Source organism: Azospirillum sp. B510, assembly GCF_000010725.1.
GTDB classification, from domain to species: Bacteria; Pseudomonadota; Alphaproteobacteria; order Azospirillales; family Azospirillaceae; genus Azospirillum; species Azospirillum lipoferum_B.
The window spans coordinates 386,520-407,552 of the sequence record NC_013857.1; the positions used below are offsets into that span (position 1 = coordinate 386,520).

Annotated in this window: 18 protein-coding genes; 14 read left to right on the forward strand and 4 right to left on the reverse strand. The window is 68.9% G+C overall.

The window, feature by feature from the left end; genetic code table 11:
- Positions 1-81: 81 nt before the first annotated feature.
- A complete protein-coding gene (locus tag AZL_RS26165) occupies positions 82-1,203 on the forward strand; it encodes an NAD(P)/FAD-dependent oxidoreductase (protein WP_012977437.1) in 1,122 nt (373 codons plus the stop codon).
- Positions 1,204-1,238: 35 nt separating this feature from the next.
- On the opposite strand, the gene AZL_RS26170 is transcribed toward AZL_RS26165, so the two are convergent.
- Positions 1,239-2,117, reverse strand: a complete 879-nt coding sequence (locus AZL_RS26170; RefSeq protein WP_042445674.1) for a DMT family transporter — start codon at positions 2,115-2,117, stop codon at positions 1,239-1,241.
- Between the two features lie 159 nt (positions 2,118-2,276).
- Positions 2,277-3,200 (reverse strand): GNAT family N-acetyltransferase, encoded by a 924-nt coding sequence (locus tag AZL_RS26175; RefSeq protein WP_012977439.1) that lies wholly within the window; start codon positions 3,198-3,200, stop codon positions 2,277-2,279.
- A gap of 323 nt (positions 3,201-3,523) precedes the next feature.
- Here AZL_RS26175 and argE point away from each other — a divergent pair, with 323 nt between their 5' ends.
- From argE to AZL_RS26205, 6 genes are all read left to right on the forward strand, one after another.
- On the forward strand, positions 3,524-4,648 hold the full coding sequence (gene argE, locus AZL_RS26180) for an acetylornithine deacetylase (RefSeq protein WP_012977440.1): 1,125 nt from the start codon (positions 3,524-3,526) through the stop codon (positions 4,646-4,648).
- 48 nt (positions 4,649-4,696) lie between these two features.
- Complete coding sequence (locus AZL_RS26185; RefSeq protein WP_012977441.1) at positions 4,697-5,620, forward strand: 2-hydroxyacid dehydrogenase; 924 nt, start codon at positions 4,697-4,699, stop codon at positions 5,618-5,620.
- 61 nt (positions 5,621-5,681) lie between these two features.
- The gene (locus tag AZL_RS26190) at positions 5,682-6,035 is read left to right on the forward strand and encodes a cupin domain-containing protein (RefSeq protein WP_012977442.1); all 354 of its coding nucleotides are present in this window, start codon (positions 5,682-5,684) and stop codon (positions 6,033-6,035) included.
- 10 nt (positions 6,036-6,045) lie between these two features.
- Entirely contained in the window at positions 6,046-7,521 is a 1,476-nt protein-coding gene (locus tag AZL_RS26195; protein WP_012977443.1) for an aldehyde dehydrogenase family protein, read from the forward strand.
- 10 nt (positions 7,522-7,531) lie between these two features.
- Positions 7,532-8,575, forward strand: coding sequence for a tartrate dehydrogenase (locus AZL_RS26200; RefSeq protein ID WP_012977444.1), 1,044 nt, complete (start codon positions 7,532-7,534; stop codon positions 8,573-8,575).
- 44 nt (positions 8,576-8,619) lie between these two features.
- Positions 8,620-10,077 carry an NAD-dependent succinate-semialdehyde dehydrogenase gene (locus tag AZL_RS26205; RefSeq protein ID WP_012977445.1) on the forward strand — a complete coding sequence of 486 codons (1,458 nt, stop codon included), beginning with the start codon at positions 8,620-8,622 and terminating at the stop codon, positions 10,075-10,077.
- A gap of 66 nt (positions 10,078-10,143) precedes the next feature.
- Here AZL_RS26205 and AZL_RS26210 read toward each other — a convergent pair whose 3' ends face one another.
- A complete protein-coding gene (locus AZL_RS26210; protein ID WP_012977446.1) occupies positions 10,144-11,418 on the reverse strand; it encodes an NAD(P)/FAD-dependent oxidoreductase in 1,275 nt (424 codons plus the stop codon).
- A 43-nt stretch (positions 11,419-11,461) separates the two neighbouring features.
- Positions 11,462-12,130: a haloacid dehalogenase type II gene (locus tag AZL_RS26215; protein ID WP_012977447.1), complete on the reverse strand. Its 669-nt coding sequence runs from the start codon at positions 12,128-12,130 to the stop codon at positions 11,462-11,464.
- Between the two features lie 364 nt (positions 12,131-12,494).
- On the opposite strand from AZL_RS26215, the gene AZL_RS26220 reads away from it, so the two are divergent.
- The 7 genes from AZL_RS26220 (at position 12,495) to AZL_RS26250 (ending at position 21,023) form a co-directional block, all read left to right on the forward strand.
- A complete protein-coding gene (locus tag AZL_RS26220; RefSeq protein WP_042445682.1) occupies positions 12,495-13,355 on the forward strand; it encodes a GNAT family N-acetyltransferase in 861 nt (286 codons plus the stop codon).
- Positions 13,356-13,368: 13 nt separating this feature from the next.
- A complete protein-coding gene (locus AZL_RS26225; RefSeq protein ID WP_012977449.1) occupies positions 13,369-14,745 on the forward strand; it encodes an aspartate aminotransferase family protein in 1,377 nt (458 codons plus the stop codon).
- A gap of 303 nt (positions 14,746-15,048) precedes the next feature.
- A complete protein-coding gene (locus AZL_RS26230; protein ID WP_012977450.1) occupies positions 15,049-15,792 on the forward strand; it encodes an HAD-IA family hydrolase in 744 nt (247 codons plus the stop codon).
- 64 nt (positions 15,793-15,856) lie between these two features.
- Entirely contained in the window at positions 15,857-17,464 is a 1,608-nt protein-coding gene (locus AZL_RS26235) for an ABC transporter substrate-binding protein (protein ID WP_012977451.1), read from the forward strand.
- 102 nt (positions 17,465-17,566) lie between these two features.
- Positions 17,567-18,517 (forward strand): ABC transporter permease, encoded by a 951-nt coding sequence (locus AZL_RS26240; protein WP_012977452.1) that lies wholly within the window; start codon positions 17,567-17,569, stop codon positions 18,515-18,517.
- The gene (locus AZL_RS26245; protein WP_012977453.1) at positions 18,514-19,368 is read left to right on the forward strand and encodes an ABC transporter permease; all 855 of its coding nucleotides are present in this window, start codon (positions 18,514-18,516) and stop codon (positions 19,366-19,368) included. The genes AZL_RS26240 and AZL_RS26245 overlap by 4 nt, the downstream gene beginning before the upstream one ends.
- Positions 19,368-21,023, forward strand: coding sequence for an ABC transporter ATP-binding protein (locus AZL_RS26250; RefSeq protein WP_012977454.1), 1,656 nt, complete (start codon positions 19,368-19,370; stop codon positions 21,021-21,023). The genes AZL_RS26245 and AZL_RS26250 overlap by 1 nt, the downstream gene beginning before the upstream one ends.
- The last annotated feature ends 10 nt before the right edge of the window (positions 21,024-21,033 follow it).

The window sequence follows — 21,033 nt, forward strand, 5'->3', positions numbered from 1 at the left end:
ACCGGCCGGCACGGCATCGGCAGCCTTGGCGGCAGGGCGGAGCCGCATCCGCCCGGATGGGCCCGGATGTGGGAGAGGTCGATGAGGATTATCGTGCTGGGCGGCGGGTTGATGGGATCGGCCGCCGCCTTCTTCCTGGCCCGGCGCGGCTTGGGCGTCACGCTGCTGGAGCGCAACCGCGTCGGTTCCGGCGCCACGGTCGCCTCCTTCGGCAACATCCGCCGCACCGGACGCTATCTGCCGCAACTGCCGCTCGCCCATCGCTCCCGCGCGCTGTGGGGCGAGGCGGAGCGGATGCTGGGCCGGGATGTGGAATTCCGCGCCGCCGGCCATCTGCGGCTGGTGTTCGACGAGGATGGTCTGACCGACATGCGCCGTTACATCGGCGACGCGCGGCCCTGGGGCTTGGAGCTCGACGAACTGACGCCGGCTGAGATCCGTCGCCGTTTCCCCGGTCTGGGACCGGGCGCCATCGCCGCCTCCTTCTCGCCCCAGGATGGCAGCGGCAACCCGCGCCTGATCGCGCCGGCCTTCGCCGACGCCGCCCGCCGGCTGGGCGCCGACATCATCGAGGAGTGCGGGGCGGTGGCGGTGGCGGCGACCGTCTTTGGATTCGAGGCCGTCACCCGACACGGCCGTTTCACGGCGGATTGCCTGCTGAACGCGGCCGGCGCCTGGGGCGCCCGCGTCGCCGCCGGCTTCGGGGAAACCGTTCCGATGACCGCATACGGTCCGCAGATGGGCGTCACCGAACCCCTGCCCCACCGGATTTCTCCGGTCGTCGGCATGTGGTCGCGGGCGGGCGGCGACGGCTATCTGCGTCAGGTGGAGCGTGGCAACATCGTCTTCGGCGGTGCGGCGGAACGGGTGCCGGTGGCGCTCGATCCCGGCCACGCCAAGGCCGACCCGGCGCGGCTGCCCGGACAGCTGCGGGCCCTGCTCCGCCTGCTGCCGGCGCTCGCCGACGTCACGGTGATCCGCACCTGGTCTGGCTGCGAAGGCTATGTCGCCGACAAGCTGCCGGTGATGGGAGCGTCGGCGGCGGTGCCGGGCCTGTACCACGCCTTCGGCTTCAGCGGCCACGGCTTCCAGCTCGGCCCCGGCGTCGGTGATGTGATGGCGGAACTGATCGCCACCGGCCGCACCGACACGCCGTTGCAGGATTTCCGCATCGACCGCTTCCCGGCCGCCGGCGGGGCCTGACCATGCGCGCCCCGCGCGCCCCCCCGCCCCAACCGTCAGCGCGTGGCCCGCAAAGCCTCCAACCGGCCGGTGAAGCGGTCGGCCAGCGGAACCACCAGGGCCGAGGCGGCGATCACGCAGGCTCCCGCCAGGCTGAGCGGGGAGGGCAGCAGCCCGAAGATCGCCGCGTCGAGGATCAGCGCCCACAGCATGGCGGTGTAGTCGAAGGGCGCCTGGGTGGAGACCGACGCGCGGGCCATCGCCTCGGTCATGGTGATGTGCGCCAGCCCGCCGGTCATGCCGGCCCCGACGAGCCAGACCAGCGACAACCCGCCCGGCGTGACCCAACCGAACGGCGCGCTCGCCAGACCGCCGAGCGCGCACAGGAGGGCGAAGTAGAAGGCGATGGTTCCCGGCGCCTCGGTCGCGGTCAGCGCCTTGATCTCGACCCGCCCCGCCGCGGTCGCGACGGCCATGGCCAGCCCGGCCGCCACCCCGATGATGGTGTCGTGATCCAGGGCCGGCCCTTCGAAGGCGGGGGCGAGCATCAGGACCACCCCGGCGAAGCCGGTCAGCGCGGCACCGATGGCCACGGCGCCCGGCCGCTCCCGCAGGAACAGCATGGCGGCCGGCACCGCGAGCAGCGGGGCCAGGAACCCCAGAGCGGTCGCCAGCGCCAACGGCAGATAGGCCAGTGAAATGAAGGACAGCACCATCGCGGCACCGCCATACAGATTGCGCTTCAGATGCCCGACCGGCTGGCGAGTCCTCAAGGCGGACGGGAACTGCCGGCGCCACATCAGATAGGCGATGATCGGCGGCAGCGCGAAGGCGCTGCGGTAGAAGACGATCTGGCCGACCGGCGCCTCGGCGGAGGCCAGCCGGACGAACAGCGACATCACCACGAACAGCCCGGCGGAGATCACCCGAAGCATCACGCCGCTGCGGCTTCGGGACTGGACCGGAGTGGAGGAAACTCCGGAAGACGGCTTGGAAGACACTTTGCAAGACACCTTGCGCTGGGGGCCGGCGCAGGTTTCCGGCATCTGTCCCGGCATGATCGGCACATCCTTATCCGTGGGGCCGCTGGCGGCTCAACCCAGGGCCTGGGTGGCGAGCGCATAGGTGACGGGGCGGTCGGGCGCCCGCGTCGCCGGATCGATCGGGGGGGCGCCCAGCGACATGGTCAGGACCGTGTCGCGAACCCGCAGGCCCGACCGGGCGAGGAACAGGGGGAAGATCCCCTCGTCCAGATGGGTGTCGAGACGCAGGAAACGGCCGTCATGCTCGTCCACATGCGGCCGCAGCACGGCCACCGCGTCCTCGTCCAGCCCGGCGACCAGGGGGCCGACGACATGGCCGCGGCCGAAGGGCCGGCACAGGGCGAAGGCCACCAGCGCGCCGTCACGCTCCAGGCCATAACCGACCGACTGCTCGAACAGCCGCGCGATCAATCCGGCCCGCGAGGTTCCGAAGGCACGGGCGTCCAGCGCCGTCACCGCCTCCAGGTCCCCGGCCGTCAGGCGGCGCACCGGCTCCGCCGTCGGCGGTTCGTCGCCGCGACGCGCCTCGCCCTGGCACTGGAACACGGTCCGGTGGCCGACGAAGCCCAACGAACGGTAGAGCGCCAGCGCGGCGCGGGTGGCGTTCAGCCGATAGCCCCGTCCCGCCGACGCCGACAGCACCCGCTTCATCAACCATTCGCCGACCCCGAGCGCCTGCAACCGGGGCGAGGTGATGACCATGCCGATGGTCGCGAAATCGTCGCCATGGGGAAACCACATCGCCGAGCCCAGGACGCGGTCGATCTCGTCGAGGGCGACGACGCCGTGCCCCACCTCGCGGACGAACTGCCAATCCTCGGCACGATGGGGCCAGCCGACAGAAATCGACAACGCATGCAGGCGCTCCAGATCGATGTCGGCGATGTCGGCGACCCGCGTGTCGAAGGCGTCGACCGTCAGGGACGACGGCAACGCACTGTCCTCAGCCCGATCCTCCAGTCCACCGTCGCTCACCGCTCCCTCCTCCTCGGCGTTTCCACCGTGCGGGCAATTCTCCGACAGGCCCGAGGCATCGACCGCCCTGCGAGACTACCGGCGCCCCGGCCGCACAAAGCACCGCAAAGCGACGGGTCGGCACAACAATCATCCAAATCGCCCATGCATTCAGCATGGAATCAGGCGGACGCCGGCTAACATCGTGAGGGTGGCCGCCGCCAGGGCCACGGCCCTCCGCCACGCGCCAGCAAAACCGAAGCGATCCTCCACGCACCCCGTGCGCCGCACAAGAACCCCGTGCGCCACAAAAGAACGCCACAGAAGGACAAGGTGAGGCCGTCATGACCGTGATCGACATCCTGAAGGATCTGATCGCCGTTCCCTCCGTGGTCGGAACCCCCAACACCGCCATCGTCGATGCGATCCGCGGCGTGCTGGAGGCCGCCGGGGTGCGCGTCCGGGTCCTGCCGGGACCGGAGGGCGACCGCTTCAACCTGTTCGCCACCATCGGCCCGGCGATGGTTCCGGGCTATGTCCTGTCCGGCCACATGGACGTGGTTCCCGCCACCGAACCCGAATGGACCAGCGACCCGTTCCACCTGCGCGCCGACGGCGACCGGCTCTTCGGGCGCGGTACCTCGGACATGAAGGGCTTCATCGCGGCGGTGCTGGCGGCGCTGCCCGCCCTGACCTCCGCCCCGCTCGCCCGTCCGATCCATCTCGCCTTCACCTATGACGAGGAGGCCGGCTGCCAGGGCGCGCCGCATCTTATGCCGCATCTGCCCAGCCTGTGCGCGCCGCCGCTGGGCGTCATCGTCGGCGAGCCGAGCGGCCTGCGCGCCATCCGCGCCCACAAGGGCAAGGCGGCGGCCCGGCTGACCATCCGCGGACGCTCCGGCCATTCCTCCCGCCCCGACCAGGGGCTGAACGCCATCCACGCCATGGCCGACGCGCTGACCGCCGCCGTCACCCAGGCCGGCCGCCTGACCCAGGGGCCGCTGGATGCGGTGTTCGAGCCGCCCTATTCCTCGCTCCAGGTCGGCACCATCGACGGCGGGCGGGCGGTGAACATCATCCCCGACGCCTGCACCGCCGAGTTCGAGGCCCGCGCCATCGCCGGCATCGACCCCGTGACCCTGCTGGAGCCGGTGCGCCTGGCGGCGGAGCGGCTGGAGGAGAGGGGCTTCGCGGTGGATTGGGCGCAGACCGGCGCCTATCCCGCCCTGTCCCTGCCCGCCCGCTCGCCCCTGGCCCGCCTGCTGGAGGAACTGACCGGACAGGAGCCGCTGGCCGCCGTCAGCTATGGCACCGAGGCCGGGCTGTACCAGACCGCCGGGATCGACGCGATCATCTGCGGCCCCGGCGACATCGCGCGGGCGCACCGCCCCGACGAACACATCCTCGTCGGGGAGTTGCGGGCCTGCCAGTCGATGATCGAGGCGCTGGGCGAACGCTGCCGCCTCTGACATCCGCCCCCCTCGCCTGACCGCCGCGCATCGCCAAAGAGACCCGCCATGACCTTCCTGTTCAATTCGGACGCCGCGCGCGGCGCCATCTTCGCCGAAGCCTTCGCCCGCGAGTTGCCCGACCTGCCCTTCTCGATGGATCCGGCCGGCGTCGACCCCGACACGGTGCGCTATCTGCTGACCTGGACCATCCCCGACAATCTCGCCCGCTACCGCAATCTGGAGATCGTCTTCTCCATCGGCGCCGGGGTGGACCAGTTCACCATGGCCGCCCTGCCCGAGCCCGTGAAGGTGGTCCGCATGGTGGAGGACGGCATCGTCCGCATGATGCAGGAATATGTCACGCTGGCCGTGCTGTCCCTGCACCGCCAGATGCCGGCCTACCGCGCCCAGCAGGCGGAGCATGTCTGGCGTGCGCTGCCGCAGCCGCAGGCGGCGCGGCGCCGGGTCGGCGTTCTCGGGCTCGGCGTGCTGGGGCAGGCGGTTCTGGAGCGGCTGAAGCCCTTCGGCTTTCCCCTGTCGGGCTGGAGCCGCTCGCCGCGTGACCTGGGCGGCGTGGCCTGCCACCATGGCGCCGACGGGCTCGACACCATGCTGGCCGGGACCGACATCCTGATCGTCCTCTTGCCGCTGACGCCCGACACCCGCGGCTTCCTGCATGCCGGCCTGCTGGCGAAGCTGCCCAGGGGGGCCGGGCTGATCCATACCGGGCGCGGGCCGCAGTTGGACCATGAAGCGCTGTTGGACGCGCTCGACGCCGGCCATCTGTCGGGCGCCATGGTCGATGTGACCGAGCCGGAGCCGCTGCCGCCCGACCATCGCTTCTGGTCGCATCCGAAGATTCTGCTGACCCCGCACATCGCCAGCGTCACCCAGCCGGACAGCGCCGCCCAGGCGGTGATCGCCAACCTGCGCCGCCACCGCGCCGGGCTGGATCCGGTCGGTCTGGTGGACCGGCGGCGCGGCTACTGACGCGACCAGCCGGCATTCAATCCCGCGGCGTCGCCGCTCCCCTCACCGAAAAGGTCCATACATGTCGCTGCTGAAGACCATCGACCCGAACCCGAGCTTCGCCCCCCGTGAATCCACCCCGCTGCCGGACCGGCTGATCGCCGGATCGCCCGCCTTCAAGACCTGGGCCCAGGACGCCGCGAAGGGCGACAGCGTGCTGACCGGCGTATGGGAAGCCACGCCGGGCGAGACCCGGTCGATCAAGGGCGACACCTTCGAGTTCTGTCACATCCTGTCAGGCGTCGTTGAAATCACCCCGGACGGCGGCGAGCCGGTGGTCTACCGCGCCGGCGACAGCTTCGTCATGAAGCCTGGCTTCCTCGGGGTGTGGAAGACCATCGAGACGGTCCGCAAGATCTACGTCACCATCACCTGAGGCCCTAGCCATGAGCCTGTCCTTCGATCCGGACCGCCTGCCACTGCCGATCGGCCACTTCATCGGCGACCACCTGATCCCGGCGGCCACCGCGACGGAGGGCGGGCTGCCCATGCATCGCCCGTCCGACGGCCGGGCCTATGCCGACTGCCCGGTCGCCTCGGCCGATCTGGTTGACCAGGCGGTCGCCACCGCCCAGGTCGCCCTGAAGACCAGCAACTGGGGCAACCTGCGCCCGCGCGAGCGCACCATCCTGCTGCAACGCTGGGCGACGCTGATCGAGGAGGAGGCGGAAACCCTGGCGAAGGTCGAGGCGCTGTCCTCGACGCGCCCGGTCGGCCAGCTCGTCGCCGGTGACGTCGCGGTGACGGCCGAGCAGATCCGCTTCTTCGCCGAATTCGCCGACAAGGAGGGCGGCGACCTCGCCCCCACCGACGACGGCAGCCTCGGCATGGTGATGACCGAGCCCTATGGCGTCGTCGGCGCCATCACGCCCTGGAACTTCCCGCTGTCGATGGCGGGCTGGAAGCTCGGCCCGGCGCTGGCCGCCGGCAACGCGGTGGTGCTGAAGCCGTCGGAGATGACGCCCTTCTCCACCGTCCTGCTGGCCCAACTGGCGGTTAAGGCCGGGCTGCCCGCCGGGCTGATCAACATCGTGCTGGGCGACGGCCCGACCACCGGCACGGCCATCACCCGCCATCCCGGCATCGCCAAGGTCAGCTTCACCGGATCGACGGCGGCCGGCTCGGCGATCATGGCCGACATCGCCCGCAGCGGCGTCAAGCCAATGACGCTGGAACTGGGCGGCAAGAGCCCGCAGATCGTCTTCGCCGACGCCGACCTCGACAAGGCGGCGGCGGCCATCGCCACCAGCGTGCTCTCCAACGCCGGCCAGGCCTGCGTCGCCGGATCGCGCCTGCTGGTCGAAAGAGCGGTGGCCGAACCGCTGGTCGAGCGGATTCTGAACCACATGCGCGCCGTCCGCCCCGGCCCGACCTGGAAGGAGGAGACGCGCTATTCCCCGATCATCTCCGAACGGCAGCGCGCCCGCATCCATTCCATCGTGTCGGCCTCGCTCACCGGGGCGGCGGAATGCCTGACCGGCGGCGCGCCGATGGAGGGCGAGGGCTATTTCTACGCGCCGACCCTGATCGCCGGGGTCGACCAGATCTCCCCCGCCGTGATGGAGGAGATCTTCGGCCCGGTGCTGACCGTGCAGAGCTTCGACGGCGAGGAAGAGGCGATGGCGCTGGCCGACCATCCCACCTACGGGCTGGCCGCCGGCCTCTACACCCGCGACCTGTCGCGCGCCCTGCGCCTGACCCGGCGGCTCCAGGCCGGGACGGTGTGGGTCAACCGCTATGGCCGCTCGCGCGACCATATCCTGCCGACCGGCGGCTACAAGCGTTCCGGCATCGGCAAGGATCTGGGCCGCGAGGCCTATCTCGCCAACCGCCGCAGCAAGAGCGTGCTGATCGGCCTTTAGGGGACGTTCGATGAAGATCCACTCAATCGCGATCATCAAGGGCGACGGCATCGGGCATCCCGTGATCGACGCCGCCTGGGAGGTTCTGCGGGCGGTGGCGAAGCAATCCGGCTTCGCGCTGGAGGGCACCGAGCTGCCCTGGTCCTGCGCCCATTACCAGGAAACCGGCACGATGATGCCGGCCGACGGCATCGACACGCTGCGCCGCTTCGACGCCATCCTGCTGGGCGCCGTCGGCTGGCCGGCGCAGGTGCCGGACGCGGTGTCGCTGCATGGGCTGCTGCTGCCGATCCGCAAGGCCTTCGACCAGTATGCCAACGTCCGGCCGCACCGGCTGTTGCCGGGGGTGGAGGGGCCGCTGCGCCGCGGCGGCTTCGACATCCTGTGCATCCGTGAGAACACCGAGGGCGAATATGCCGGGGCCGGCGGGCGCATCCATCAGGGAACGCCGCATGAGGTGGCGGTGGAGACCGGAATCTTCACCCGCATGGGGGTGGAGCGCATCCTGCGCTTCGCCTTCGCCCAGGCCCGCGCCCGGCGCGGCAAGCTGGCCTCCGTCACCAAATCGAACGCGCAGAAGCATTCGATGGTGTTCTGGGACGAGATCACCCGCCAGCTCGCCGCCGAGCATCCGGATGTCGAGGTGACCAGCTATCATGTCGACGCCATGGCCGCGCGCATGGTGACGGCGCCGGAAAGCCTGGACGTCGTCGTCGCCTCCAACCTGTTCGGCGACATCCTGACCGATCTGGGCGCCGCGATCCAGGGCGGGCTGGGCTTCGCCGCCTCGGCAAACCTCAATCCCGAGCGCAAGGCGCCGTCGATGTTCGAGCCGGTGCACGGCTCGGCCCCCGACATCGCCCATCTCGGCATCGCCAATCCGATCGCCGCCATCTGGTCCGGCGCCATGATGCTGGAACATCTGGGGGAGAAGGCCGCCGCCGACCGCCTCATGGCGGCGCTGGGCGACACCACCGCGCGCGGCATCGGCACCGTCCCCGGCAAGGACCGGACGGACGCGATCACCGCCGCCGTGCTGTCGGCGCTCTCCTGATGTTCCCGGCCCCGAATCCCTACGCAGCGGAAAAAGACACCATCATGACCCATCACCTGACGGATTCCACCCTGTTCCGCGTCCAGGGGCTGATAGACGGACGCTGGTGCGACGGCGCCGCCGGGCGGACCATCGACGTCCTGAATCCGGCGACCGGCCACGCCCTCGGAAGCGTTCCCGACATGGATGGCGAGGATGCGCGCCGCGCCATCGCCGCCGCCGCCGCCGCCTTCCCCGCCTGGAAGCGGCGCACCCATGCCGACCGCGCCGCGCTGCTGGAGCGCTGGCACGCGCTGATGATCGAGCATCTGGAGGATCTGGCCCGGCTGCTGACGCTGGAGCAGGGCAAGCCGCTGGACGAGGCGCGCGGCGAGATCCGCTATGGCGCCTCCTTCGTCAAATGGTTCGCCGAGGAAGCGCGGCGCATCGGCGGCACGACCATCCCCTCCCCCACCCCCGACCGCCGCATCATCGTGCTGAAGGAGCCGGTCGGCGTCTGCGGCATCATCACGCCGTGGAACTTCCCCAACGCCATGATCACCCGCAAGGTGGCCCCGGCGCTGGCCGCCGGCTGCACCGTGGTAATCAAGCCGTCGGACTTCACCCCCTATTCGGCGCTGGCGCTCGGCGTGCTGGCCGAACGGGCCGGCATTCCGGCCGGCGTGATCAACATCCTGACCGGCCGGCCCGAGGCCATCGGCGAGGAGCTTCTGGCGAACGATGTTGTCCGCAAGATCTCCTTCACCGGCTCCACCCGCGTCGGATCGCTGCTGATGCGCGGCGCCGCCGCCGGCATCAAGCGGCTGAGCCTGGAGCTTGGCGGCAACGCCCCCTTCATCGTCTTCGACGACGCCGATCTTGATCAGGCGGTGGAGGGCGTCATCCTGTCCAAGTTCCGCAACGGCGGCCAGACCTGCGTCTGCGCCAACCGCATCCTGGTGCAGGCGAGCGTCTACGAGGCGTTCCGCGACCGTCTGGTCGCCCGCGTCAACGCCATGCGGGTCGGCTCCGGGCTGGAACCGGGCGTCGCCATCGGCCCGATGATCAACGAGGCCGCCATCACCAAGATCAAGCGCCATGTCGCCGACGCGGTCGCCAAGGGTGCGAGCGTCGCGTCCGCCGCCGACGCCGCGCCGGGTCCGCAATTCGTCGCCCCGGTGGTGCTGACCGGCGCCACCACCGACATGCTGCTCGCCCACGAGGAAACCTTCGGCCCGGTGGCGCCGCTGTTCCGCTTCGAGACGGAGGAGGAGGCGATCGCACTGGCCAACGCCACGCCCTTCGGTCTTGCCGCCTATTTCTACACGCGGAACCTGGCGCGCTCCTGGCGGGTCGGCGAAGCGCTGGAGGCCGGCATGGTCGGTCTGAACACCGGCCTGATCTCCACCGAGGTCGCCCCGTTCGGCGGCGTCAAGCAGTCCGGCCTGGGCCGCGAAGGGGCCCAGGTTGGCATCGAGGAGTATCTGGAAATGAAGACCTTCCACATCGGCGGGTTGGGCTGAGACACGGGAACGAAAAAAGCCCGGCGGGAGCGAAGCACTCCCGCCGGGCTTTGCTGTTCCAGACTGTCACTGAATCCGGTCGAGCGCCTTGTAATACAACCCGACCAGCGGCAGGAACCAGGGCTTGCCGAAATGACCGGGCACGGCGGGCCAGGACAGGCCCTTCAGCGGATTGCGATCCTCACACCCCAGGATCGCGTCGGCCATGGTCATGCCGAGATGGGTCGACAGTTGCGCCCCATGGCCGGAATAGCCCATGGCGTACCACAGCCCGTCCTGACGGCCGGCGCGCGGATAGCGGTCGCTGGTCATGTCGACCAGCCCGCCCCAGCAATACTCGATGTCGATGCTGGCGAGCTGCGGAAAGATCTTCGCGAGGCTCGCCCGCAGGATCGCCCCGCTCTTGGCGTCGGACCGCTGGTCGGAGGTGGCCGAGAAGCGCGCCCGGCCGCCGAAGATCAGCCGCCGGTCCGGCGCCAGGCGGAAGTAGTTGCCGATGTTCATCGACGTCACATAGGTGCGGTTGCCGGGCGCCACCGACGCGATCTCCCCGTCGCTCAAGGGACGGGTGGCGATGATGAAGCTGCCGACCGAGATGATGCGGCGGCGGAAATAGCCGAAATTCGGCGTGGTGTAGGCACCGGTGGCGATCAGCACCTCCTTGGCGGTGATCGTGCCGCGCGCGGTGGTCAGCGTATGCCGGTCACCGGATTTGACGATGGCGCCGACCGACGCGTTCTCCACCAGCAGCGCGCCATGCCGTTTGGCCGCGTCCGCCAGACCGGTGGCGAAGCGGCCCATATGCATCATGGCGCTCTTGCGCGACAGCATGGCGCCATGGAAGGGAGAGCCGACCTCCCCCGTCAACTCCGCGGCGCTCAGCAGAGCCGTATCGGAATCAACCTCCCGGTGCACCGCCTCGAAATTGCGGGTTATGCTGTCGAAATGCGCAGGCTTGGACGCCAGCTTCAATTTCCCGGCCCGGCGGAAGGCGCAATCGATCCCCTCCTCGGCGATCAGCGCCTCCAGCGTGTCGATCGACTGGTCGAAGGCCCGGTAGAGGGCGATCGCGCGCTCCGTGCCCAGTTCGGTCTTGGCGGCGAGGAAGCTGTGGGCGAGGCCGTTGTTGAGATGCCCGCCGTTGCGCCCGGACGCCCCGCCGCCGATGCGTCCCGCCTCCAGCACGATCACCCGCGCGCCGCCCTTGGCGAGCTGGCGGGCGGCCCCCAGGCCGGTGAAGCCCCCTCCGACGATGGCGACATCGTAATGGCCCTCGACAGGCCCCTCGGCCCCCCCGGTGAAGGCGGGGGCCGTATCGTGCCAGTAGGAGACGAATTTCATGACCTGGGTCCTTCCCAATCGCAGCCTGAACCGAAGAAATCCCTTACAGACCCACCACGCCCGGCAGGCCGGAAATGTCGGCGATCTCGACATAGCCGTAATAGGGGTTGGCCGGCTCGTGGCCACGGTTGACCCACACCTTGTTGCGGATGCCGAGGTCATGGGCCGACATCAGGTCGTAGCGGAAGGAGGAGGAGCAGTGCAGGATATCCTCCGGCCCGCAGCCGAGCATGTCGAACATGTATTCGAACGCCTTGAAGCGCGGCTTGTAGGCCTGGGCCTGCTCGGCGGTGTAGACGGCGTGGAAGGGCGCGCCCAGCTTGGCAACGTTCGACGGGATCTGGTCGTTCATGGCGTTGGACAGGATGACCAGCGGGATTTCCTTGGCGACCTTGGCCAGCCCGGCCGGCACGTCGGCATGCGGCCCCCAGGTCGGCACCCGCTCGTAGACCATGCGTGCGTCCTCCTCGCGGAAGGCGACGTTGTTGCGCTTGCAGGTGCGCTCCAGCGAATTGTGCACGACCTCGGCATAGGGCTTCCAGTCGCCCATGATCTCGTCCAACCGGTAGGCGGCGAAATTCCTGATGAACTCCGTCATCCGCGCGGCGTCGAGGATCGACCCGTACAGATCGCGCGCGGCTTCGGCCATCTGAAAGTTGATCAGCGTGCCGTGGCAATCGAAGGTGACGTATTTCGGCCGGAACTGGCTCATTGCTGGGTCCTTTGAGATGGGGGAGCCTGAAGAGGGGGGAGCGCTGTGGAAGGGGGGCCGATCGGCGCCCGCCCCACGATCCTAGCCCCGCCGCGCGGCCCGGCCTGACCGAATTGCCCGGCGCGAAAGCACAAAGTTCCGTTTCCGTCTCGGCACTCAGCATTTGCTTGGGACGGAAACCGCGCCGGACCAACGCGAACGGGCGGAAAGCCCCCCTCGCGCGGGGATGGCGGCCGGCGTCACGGCATAAGATGCGGCGGGCCGCCGAAGCAAAGGTGAAAGATGTCGCGGCGAACGCCGCCTTCAGAGGAACGTCCGGGGGCGCTGCGCCCACTCTTGGAGACAGAGGGTGAAAGGACTGCCGATGAACAAGAACAAGCTTCAGTGTCTGGCTTTCGAGCCCGAGCATCTCAAGGACGCGGTCGCTCTGTCGCGGCAGGCGCAATGGCCGCACCGGCTGGAGGACTGGGCGCTGACCCTCTCGCTCAGCCAGGGGCTGGTCGCCATGGAGGATGGAGCGGACGGGCCGCGTGTGGTCGGCACCGTGCTGATGACCCCCTATGGCGACGACGCGGCCACCATCAACATGGTCATCGTCGATGAAAGCTGCCGCGGGCAGGGTCTCGGCCGCCTCCTGATGGACGAAGCGATGGCCCTGGCCGGAAGCCGCCCGCTGCGCCTCGTCGCCACCCGCGAAGGATTGCCGCTCTACGAGAAGCTGGGCTTCCGCGAGGCGGGCACCGTGCTCCAGCACCAGGGCGAAGCCGCCCCGATGCCGCTGGCGGCTACCGAGGACATCGCCGCCGCCGACCCGGACGACCGCGCCGCCATCGCAGCGCTCGACCATCAGGCCTTCGGCGCCGGGCGCGGGCTGCTGCTGGAGCGGCTGGCCGAGGTCGGAAGCGTCACCCTGCTGCGGCGGAACGGCGCGCCCGCCGGGTTCGCCGCCCTGCGCGACTTCGGGCGCGGGCAGGTCATCGGCCCGGTGGTGGCCCCCGATCCCGACGGCGCCAAGGCGCTGATCGGCCGGGTCATCGCCGCGCATCCCGGCGAATTCCTGCGGGTGGACACCACCGCCGACACCGGGCTGGGGCCCTGGCTGGCCGATTGCGGCCTGCGCCATGTCGGCGGCGGCATCGCCATGCGCCGTCCCGCCCCGACGGCGTCCGCCACGGCGGCGACCGCCGTTTCCACCTATGCGCTCGCCAGCCAGGCACTCGGCTGATCCGGAGAGGACCATGCTCAGCAATTCCCTGATCGAACTCGACCGCGCCCATCTGGTCCATCCCGTCGCCTCCTACCGCGGGCACGAGAAGGCCGGCGTCCGGGTGATCGCCTCCGGATCCGGGGCGACGGTCACCGACGCCACCGGACGCCAATTGGTGGATGGCTTCGCCGGCCTGTGGTGCGTCAATGCCGGCTACGGGCAGCAGAGCCTCGTCGACGCCGCCACCCGTCAGTTGCAGCAGTTGCCCTACGCCACCGGCTATTTCGGGCTGGGCAGCGAACCGGCGATCCGGCTGGCCGCCGCCCTGGCGGAACGCGCCCCCGGCGACCTCAACCATGTCTATTTCACGCTGGGCGGATCGGACGCGGTGGACAGCACCATCCGCTTCATCCGCTACTACTGGCAAGCCAAGGGCCAGCCGCAGCGCGACCAGTTCATCTCGGTGGAGCAGGGCTATCACGGCTCCTCGACCGTTGGGGCCGGATTGACCGCCCTGCCCGCCTTCCATGCCGGCTTCGGCATCCCTTATGACTGGCAGCACAAGATTCCGTCACACCATGCCTACCGCAACCCGGTGGGCGACGATCCCGACGCGATCATCGCCGCCTCACTGGCGGCCCTCGACGCCAAAATCGCCGAGATCGGCGGGCCGGAGCGGGTCGCCGCCTTCTATGCCGAGCCGATCCAGGGCTCGGGCGGCGTCCTGGTGCCGCCGGACGGCTGGATGAGGGCGATGGCCGACCGCTGCCGCGGCCTTGGCATCCTGTTCGTCGCCGACGAGGTGATCACCGGCTTCGGCCGTACCGGGCCGCTGTTCGCCTGCACCGAGGATGGCGTGGTCCCCGACCTGATGACCACGGCCAAGGGCCTGACCTCCGGCTATGTGCCGATGGGTGCGGTCTTCCTGTCCGACGCGGTTTATGCCACCATCGCCGACGCCGCCGGCACGTCCGCCGTCGGTCATGGCTACACCTATTCCGCCCACCCCGTCAGTGCCGCGGTGGGATTGGAGGCACTCCGCCTGTACGAGAATGGACTGCTTGCCAACGGCGTGAAGGCCGGGGCGCGGCTGATGGCCGGGCTGCGGGCGTTGCGCGACCATCCGCTGGTCGGCGACGTGCGTGGGCGCGGCATGCTGGCGGCCATCGAACTGGTGGTGGACAAGGAGCGCAAGACCCCTCTGCCCGCCGCCGCCGATCCGTCGCACCGGATCTTCGACCGGGCGTGGGACAACGGCTTGGTGATCCGGGCCTTCGCGAACGGCGTCCTCGGCTATGCCCCGCCGCTCTGCTGCACCGACGGGGACATCGACGCGATCCTGGAGCGCACCGCCCTTACGCTCGACCAGACCTTGGAGGATCCCGACATCCGCCGGGCCCTGCGATAAACCGGACGGGGGGCCATGGAAGAGGCCGTGGAAGAATCCGCGAAGCCCCCCGTATCCAGCATTTTCTGCTGTTTTGATGGCAATGATCGAGAGACCGGCATTGCGTCCATCGACCACACTGATAGCGACCACACTGACCAGGATCAAGACCGGTGCCGGGATGAAGACCGGCCAACCGGGCCACCTCCGAAGATGCCAAGGCGGCACGGCGTGCCGGCCCGATGCCCCGGCGAAGGATGCCGCCGGACCTGAAACGACCAGCCGGACCCGGTCCGCGCGGTCCTTGACTGAGGAGTTGGTGCGTTGCCCGAAGCCCTGACCAAGCCCCTGCCGAACTTCAAGTATCTGACCTTCGACGTCGTCGGCACCCTGATTGATTTCGAAGCCGGCATCACCGGATGCCTCGCCGCGATCGCGGCGGAAGCGGGAACAACGGTTGACGGCGAGGTGGCGCTGAGTCTCTACCGCGAAGCGCGCTACGCCGCGGATGCCGACCTGTTCCCCGACGATCTGGCGCGGGTCTATTCCGTCATCGCGCCGAAGCTCGGCCTTCCCGCCGGCGCGCGTTACGGCGAGCGGCTGCGGGATTCGGCGGCGGCCTGGGCCGGCTTTCCCGACAGCCGGGAGGCCATGGCCCGTCTCGCCAAGCGCTACAAGCTGATCGCGATGACCAACGCGCGGCGCTGGGCCTTCACTCACTTCTCCCGCGAACTGGGCGACCCGTTCTTCGCCGGCTTCACCGTCGACGACACCGGTGTCGAAAAACCCGATCCTGCCTTCTTCCAACAGGTGTTCGACTTCGTCGAACGCGACGGCGGCAGCCGGGACGACATCCTGCATGTCGCGCAAAGCCAGTATCACGACATCGGGGTTTCCCGCCGCCTGGGGCTGACCAACTGCTGGATCCAGCGGCGGCACGCCCAGAAAGGCTATGGCGGAACCATCGAACCCGCCGCATTCACCGAACCGGACTATCATTTCCGCTCGATGGCGGAACTGGCCGACGCCGTGGACGCCGCACAGGCGCCATCGACGGTCTCCGCGTAACCGGACAACCGGCACGCGCCAAAAAAGAAACGAACGAACAACACACGAACAGAGTGAGGCTGACATGACCAAGATGCCTGATAGCTGGACCCGTGCCGACGACGGCATGGTCGAAAGCGCCATCCGGCGGGGCGCCAACCGCCGCGATCTGTTGAAGATGCTGCTGGCGGGCGGCGTGTCGCTGTCCGCCGTCGATCTCGTCATCGGCCGCGCCCATGCCGCGGTGACGGACGAGCCGGTGAAGGGCGGCTCGCTGAAGGCCGCCGGCTGGTCGTCGTCCACCGCCGACACGCTCGACCCGGCGAAGGCGTCGCTGTCCACCGACTATGTCCGCTGCTGCGCCTTCTACAACCGCCTGACCTTCCTCGACAAGGCCGGCATCCCGAAGATGGAGCTGGCCCAGTCCATCGACACCGAGGACGCCAAGACCTGGACGATCAAGCTCCGCAAGGGCGTGACCTTCCACGACGGCAAGTCGCTGACCGCCGACGACGTGGTGTTCTCGCTGAAGCGCCACCTCGATCCGGCCGTCGGGTCGAAGGTCGCGAAGATCGCCGCCCAGATGACCGACATCAAGGCGGTGGACAAGAGCACCGTCGCCATCACGCTGGCCAGCGCGAATGCCGACCTGCCGACCATCCTCGCCATGCATCACTTCATGATCGTGGCCGACGGCACCACCGACTTCTCCAAGGGCAACGGCACCGGCGCCTTCATCTGCAAGAGCTTCGAGCCGGGCGTGCGCTCCATCGGCGTGCGCAACCCGAACTACTGGAAGGGCGGCCCGCACGTCGATTCCTTCGAATTCTTCGCGATCAGCGACGACAACGCCCGCGTCAACGCGCTGCTGTCCGGCGACATCCATCTGGCCGCCGCGATCAACCCGCGCTCCACGCGTCTGGTGGACGGGCAGAAGGGCTTCGTCCTGTCCAAGACGACGTCCGGCAACTACACCGACCTGAACATCCGCCTGGACATGGAGCCGGGCAGCCGCAAGGATTTCGTCGACGGGATGAAGTATCTCGTCAACCGCGAGCAGATCGTCAAATCCGCCCTGCGCGGCTTCGGCGAGGTCGGCAACGACCAGCCGGTTTCCCCGGCCAGCGCCTTCCACAACGCGGCGCTGAAGCCCAAGCCCTTCGACCCCGACAAGGCGAAGGCCCTGTTCAAGAAGTCCGGCCTGCTGGGGCAATCCATCCCGGTGGTGGCGTCGGACGCCGCGTCCTCCTCCATCGACATGGCGATGGTGATCCAGGCGGCCGGCGCCGAGATCGGCATGAAGCTCGATATCCAGCGGGTGCCGTCCGACGGCTACTGGAGCAATTACTGGCTGAAGGCCCCGGTCCATTTCGGCAACATCAACCCGCGCCCGACGCCGGACATCCTGTTCTCCCTGCTCTACGCCTCCGAAGCGCCGTGGAACGAGAGCCAGTACAAGTCCGAGAAGTTCGACAAGATGATGCTGGAGGCGCGCGCCACGCTCGCCTGGGAAAAGCGCAAGGAAATCTATGGCGAGATGCAGGTGATGATCGCGGAGGAGGCCGGCACCATCATCCCCGCCTACATCTCCAACGTGGACGCCATCACCGACAAGCTGAAGGGCCTCGCCCCGAACCCGCTGGGCGGCATGATGGGCTATGCGTTCGCCGAGTATGTCTGGCTGGCCGCCTGATAGCATGGATCGGCGGGGCGGCCACAGGTCCGGCCGCCCCCGCCCCATCGTCGCCCCTCCGGGCAACCCCTCCGGGGGCGCCTCACCTCTCAGAGGCCAGGCATGAAATCACGTGTTCCCTCCCTCATCCTCGGCCGGCTGTTCATCGCCCTGGTCACGCTGACGATCGTGTCCTTCGCGGTGTTCTTCGCCACCACCCTGCTGCCCGGTGACACGGCGACGATCCTGCTGGGGCAGGCGGCGACACCCGAGGCGATCGCCGGCCTGCGCACGGCCATGCATCTCGACGAACCGGCCCTGCTGCGTTTCCTCTACTGGATCGGCGGGCTGTTCCAGGGCGATCTCGGCACCTCCTACGCCAACCATGTGCCGGTGGCGACGCTGATCGCCGGCCGGCTGGTCAACACGCTGAAGCTGGCGGGCCTGACCACCCTGGTCTCGGTTCCGCTCGCGCTGACGCTCGGCATCACCGCCGCCATGTGGCGGCGCACGCTCTATGACCGCATCGTCACCGTCGCCACCATCGGCGTCATCTCCGTCCCGGAATTCGTGCTGGCGACCTTGGCCGTCCTGGTGTTCGCCGTCTACCTGAAATGGCTGCCGGCCCTGTCCTTCACCTACCAGATCGACAGTTTCGCCGGGCTGCTGCGGGCCTACGCCATGCCGGTCATCACCCTGACCTTCGGGGTGTCGGCGCAGATGATCCGCATGACCAGGGCCGCCGTGATCGAAACGCTGAACACGCCCTATGTCGAGATGGCGCTGCTGAAAGGGGCCTCGCGGCCCAGGCTGGTGCTGCGCCACGCCCTGCCCAACGCGCTCAGCCCGATCGCCAACGCGGTGGCGCTGTCGCTGTCCTATCTGGTGGGCGGCGTCATCATCGTCGAGACGATCTTCAACTATCCCGGCATCGCCAAGCTGATGGTGGACGCGGTGTCCACCCGCGATCTTCCGCTGATCCAGTCCTGCGCGATGATCTTCTGCCTGGGATATCTGCTCCTGATCACCGCCGCCGACATCGTCGCCATCCTGTCGAACCCGAGGCTCCGATGAAGACACATTCCTCCACCGGTTCCCTCGCGACATGGTCCGGCTACCGGATCAACCTTGTCGGGTTGGTCAGCTTCTGCGTGGTGCTGTTCTGGGCGCTGGTCGCCCTCCTCGCTCCCACCATCGCCCCCCATTCGGTGGGGGAGATGATCGACATCGATTATTTCGGCCCGATGCGGCCCGGCCTGTGGCTGGGGTCGGATTATCTCGGCCGCGACATGCTGTCCCGCATCATCTACGGCGCCCGCTACACCGTCGGCATCTCGCTGGCCGCGGTGTCGATCGCCTGCTTCACCGGCGTGGTGCTGGGCATGACCTCCGCGGTGCTGCGCGGGCCGGTGGACATGGTGGTCAGCCGCGTGCTCGACGCCATGAACTCCATCCCCAGCAAGCTGTTCGGCCTGATGGTGGTGGCGGCGGTGGGCTCCTCCATCCCCGTGCTGATCCTGACCTTGTCGGTCATCTACGTCCCCGGCGCCTACCGCTTCAGCCGGGCGCTGGCGGTGAACATCGACACGATGGATTTCATCATGGTCGCCCGCATCCGGGGTGAAAAACTGCCCTATCTGATCGGTGCGGAGATCCTGCCCAACATCATCGGCCCGGTGCTGGCCGACCTCGGTCTGCGCTTCGTCTTCATCGTGCTGCTGCTGTCGGGCCTGTCCTTCCTGGGGCTGGGCGTCCAGCCGCCCTATGCCGACTGGGGCGCTCTCGTGCGCGAGAACATCGGCGGCCTGCCCTTCGCGGCACCGGCGGTGATCGTGCCGTCGCTGGCCATCGCCACCCTGACCATCAGCGTCAATCTGCTGATCGACAATCTTCCGCAGAAGATCCGGGACCGGAGTGCCTCCTGATGACGAACCTCGTCGAAATCCGCGGCCTGACGGTCGAGGCCACCACCGATTCCGGACGCTGGATCCAGATCCTCAAGGGCATCGACCTCGACATCGCCGCCGGGGAGACCGTCGCCTTCATCGGCGAAAGCGGCTCCGGCAAGACCACCGCCGCCATGACGCTGCTCGGCTACGCCCGTCCGGGCTGCCGGATTTCCGGCGGCACGGTGAAGATCGACGGCCATGACATGGTGACGCTGTCGGAAAAGGAACGGGCCGCCCTGCGCGGCACCACCGTGGCCTATGTGCCGCAAAGTGCGGCGGCCGCCTTCAACCCGGCGGCGACGATCATGGATCAGGTCATCGAGGTGACGCGGATCCACCGGCTGATGCCGCCGGACGAGGCCCGCCGCCGGGCCATCGCCCTGTTCCGCGCCCTGTCGCTGCCCAACCCGGACAGCATCGGTGACCGTTACCCCCATCAGGTGTCGGGCGGTCAGTTGCAACGTCTGGCGGCGGCGATGGCGCTGATCGGCGATCCCAAGGTCGTCATCTTCGACGAACCGACCACCGCGCTCGACGTCACCACCCAGGTGGAGGTTCTGCGCGCCTTTAAGGCGGTGACCGCCCAGCACCGGATCGCCTGCGTCTATGTCTCCCATGATCTGGCCGTGGTCGCCCAGATCGCCGACCGCATCATGGTCCTGCGCAACGGGGCGGTGCAGGAAACCGGAAGCGTCGACGACATCCTGACCCGCCCGACCCATCCCTACACCAGGGAGCTGCTGCATGCCTTCCACCCCGACAGCGGCGGACGCGCCGCCGCCGCGGAGGCGTTGGCCAGCAATGCCACCCCGCTGCTGGAGATCAACGGGCTGAGCGCCGGTTACGGCCCGCCCCAATCGAACGGGCTGCCGCTGGCCCTCGCGGTCAAGGGGGTGAGTCTCCAGGTGAAGCGGGGCGCCAACCTCGGCATTATCGGCGAGTCCGGCTGCGGAAAGTCGACGCTCGCACGCACGATCGCCGGCATCCTGCCCGCCTGCGGCGGCACCATCCAGTTCCAGGGCCGGAAGCTGTGGCACAGCGCCCGCCAGCGCAACCGGGAGCAGTTGCGCGACCTGCAAATCGTCTTCCAGCACGCCGACACCGCGCTGAACCCGGCCAAATCGATCGAAGACATCATCGGCCGTCCCCTGACCTTCTATCATGGGCTGCGCGGCAAGGCCCGCGACGCGCGCATCGACGCGCTGCTCGACATGGTCCACCTGCCCCGCGCCATGCGCCACCGCCGCCCGGCGGAACTGTCGGGCGGCCAGAAGCAGCGGGTGAATTTCGCCCGCGCGCTCGCCGCGGAGCCGAAGCTGATCCTGTGCGACGAGATCACCTCGGCCCTCGACACCGTGGTCGCCGCGGCGATCATCGATCTTCTGAAGGAATTGCAGCGCGAGCTCGGCCTGTCCTATGTCTTCATCAGCCACGACCTGTCGGTGATCGAGGCGATCTGTGACGAGATCATCGTGATGTATCGCGGCCAGACGGTCGAAACCATCGTTCCGGCCGCCCGGCAGCAGCCGCAGCACCCCTATTCCAAGCTGCTGTTCTCGTCGGTGCCGAAACTCGACCCGACCTGGCTCGACAGCCTGGACATCGACGCCGACCGGATGCGGGTGGCCTGATCCGCCGGGA

Excerpts from the sequence above, each read along its gene's own strand:
- AZL_RS26165 (WP_012977437.1), top strand. The coding sequence starts at position 82 with ATGAGGATTATCGTGCTGGGCGGCGGGTTGATGGGATCGGCCGCCGCC.
- AZL_RS26170 (WP_042445674.1), bottom strand. The coding sequence starts at position 2,117 with ATGCTTCGGGTGATCTCCGCCGGGCTGTTCGTGGTGATGTCGCTGTTC.
- argE (WP_012977440.1), top strand. The coding sequence starts at position 3,524 with ATGACCGTGATCGACATCCTGAAGGATCTGATCGCCGTTCCCTCCGTG.
- AZL_RS26185 (WP_012977441.1), top strand. The coding sequence starts at position 4,697 with ATGACCTTCCTGTTCAATTCGGACGCCGCGCGCGGCGCCATCTTCGCC.
- AZL_RS26190 (WP_012977442.1), top strand. The coding sequence starts at position 5,682 with ATGTCGCTGCTGAAGACCATCGACCCGAACCCGAGCTTCGCCCCCCGT.
- AZL_RS26195 (WP_012977443.1), top strand. The coding sequence starts at position 6,046 with ATGAGCCTGTCCTTCGATCCGGACCGCCTGCCACTGCCGATCGGCCAC.
- AZL_RS26200 (WP_012977444.1), top strand. The coding sequence starts at position 7,532 with ATGAAGATCCACTCAATCGCGATCATCAAGGGCGACGGCATCGGGCAT.
- AZL_RS26205 (WP_012977445.1), top strand. The coding sequence starts at position 8,620 with ATGACCCATCACCTGACGGATTCCACCCTGTTCCGCGTCCAGGGGCTG.
- AZL_RS26210 (WP_012977446.1), bottom strand. The coding sequence starts at position 11,418 with ATGAAATTCGTCTCCTACTGGCACGATACGGCCCCCGCCTTCACCGGG.
- AZL_RS26215 (WP_012977447.1), bottom strand. The coding sequence starts at position 12,130 with ATGAGCCAGTTCCGGCCGAAATACGTCACCTTCGATTGCCACGGCACG.
- AZL_RS26220 (WP_042445682.1), top strand. The coding sequence starts at position 12,495 with ATGAACAAGAACAAGCTTCAGTGTCTGGCTTTCGAGCCCGAGCATCTC.
- AZL_RS26225 (WP_012977449.1), top strand. The coding sequence starts at position 13,369 with ATGCTCAGCAATTCCCTGATCGAACTCGACCGCGCCCATCTGGTCCAT.
- AZL_RS26235 (WP_012977451.1), top strand. The coding sequence starts at position 15,857 with ATGACCAAGATGCCTGATAGCTGGACCCGTGCCGACGACGGCATGGTC.
- AZL_RS26240 (WP_012977452.1), top strand. The coding sequence starts at position 17,567 with ATGAAATCACGTGTTCCCTCCCTCATCCTCGGCCGGCTGTTCATCGCC.
- AZL_RS26245 (WP_012977453.1), top strand. The coding sequence starts at position 18,514 with ATGAAGACACATTCCTCCACCGGTTCCCTCGCGACATGGTCCGGCTAC.
- AZL_RS26250 (WP_012977454.1), top strand. The coding sequence starts at position 19,368 with ATGACGAACCTCGTCGAAATCCGCGGCCTGACGGTCGAGGCCACCACC.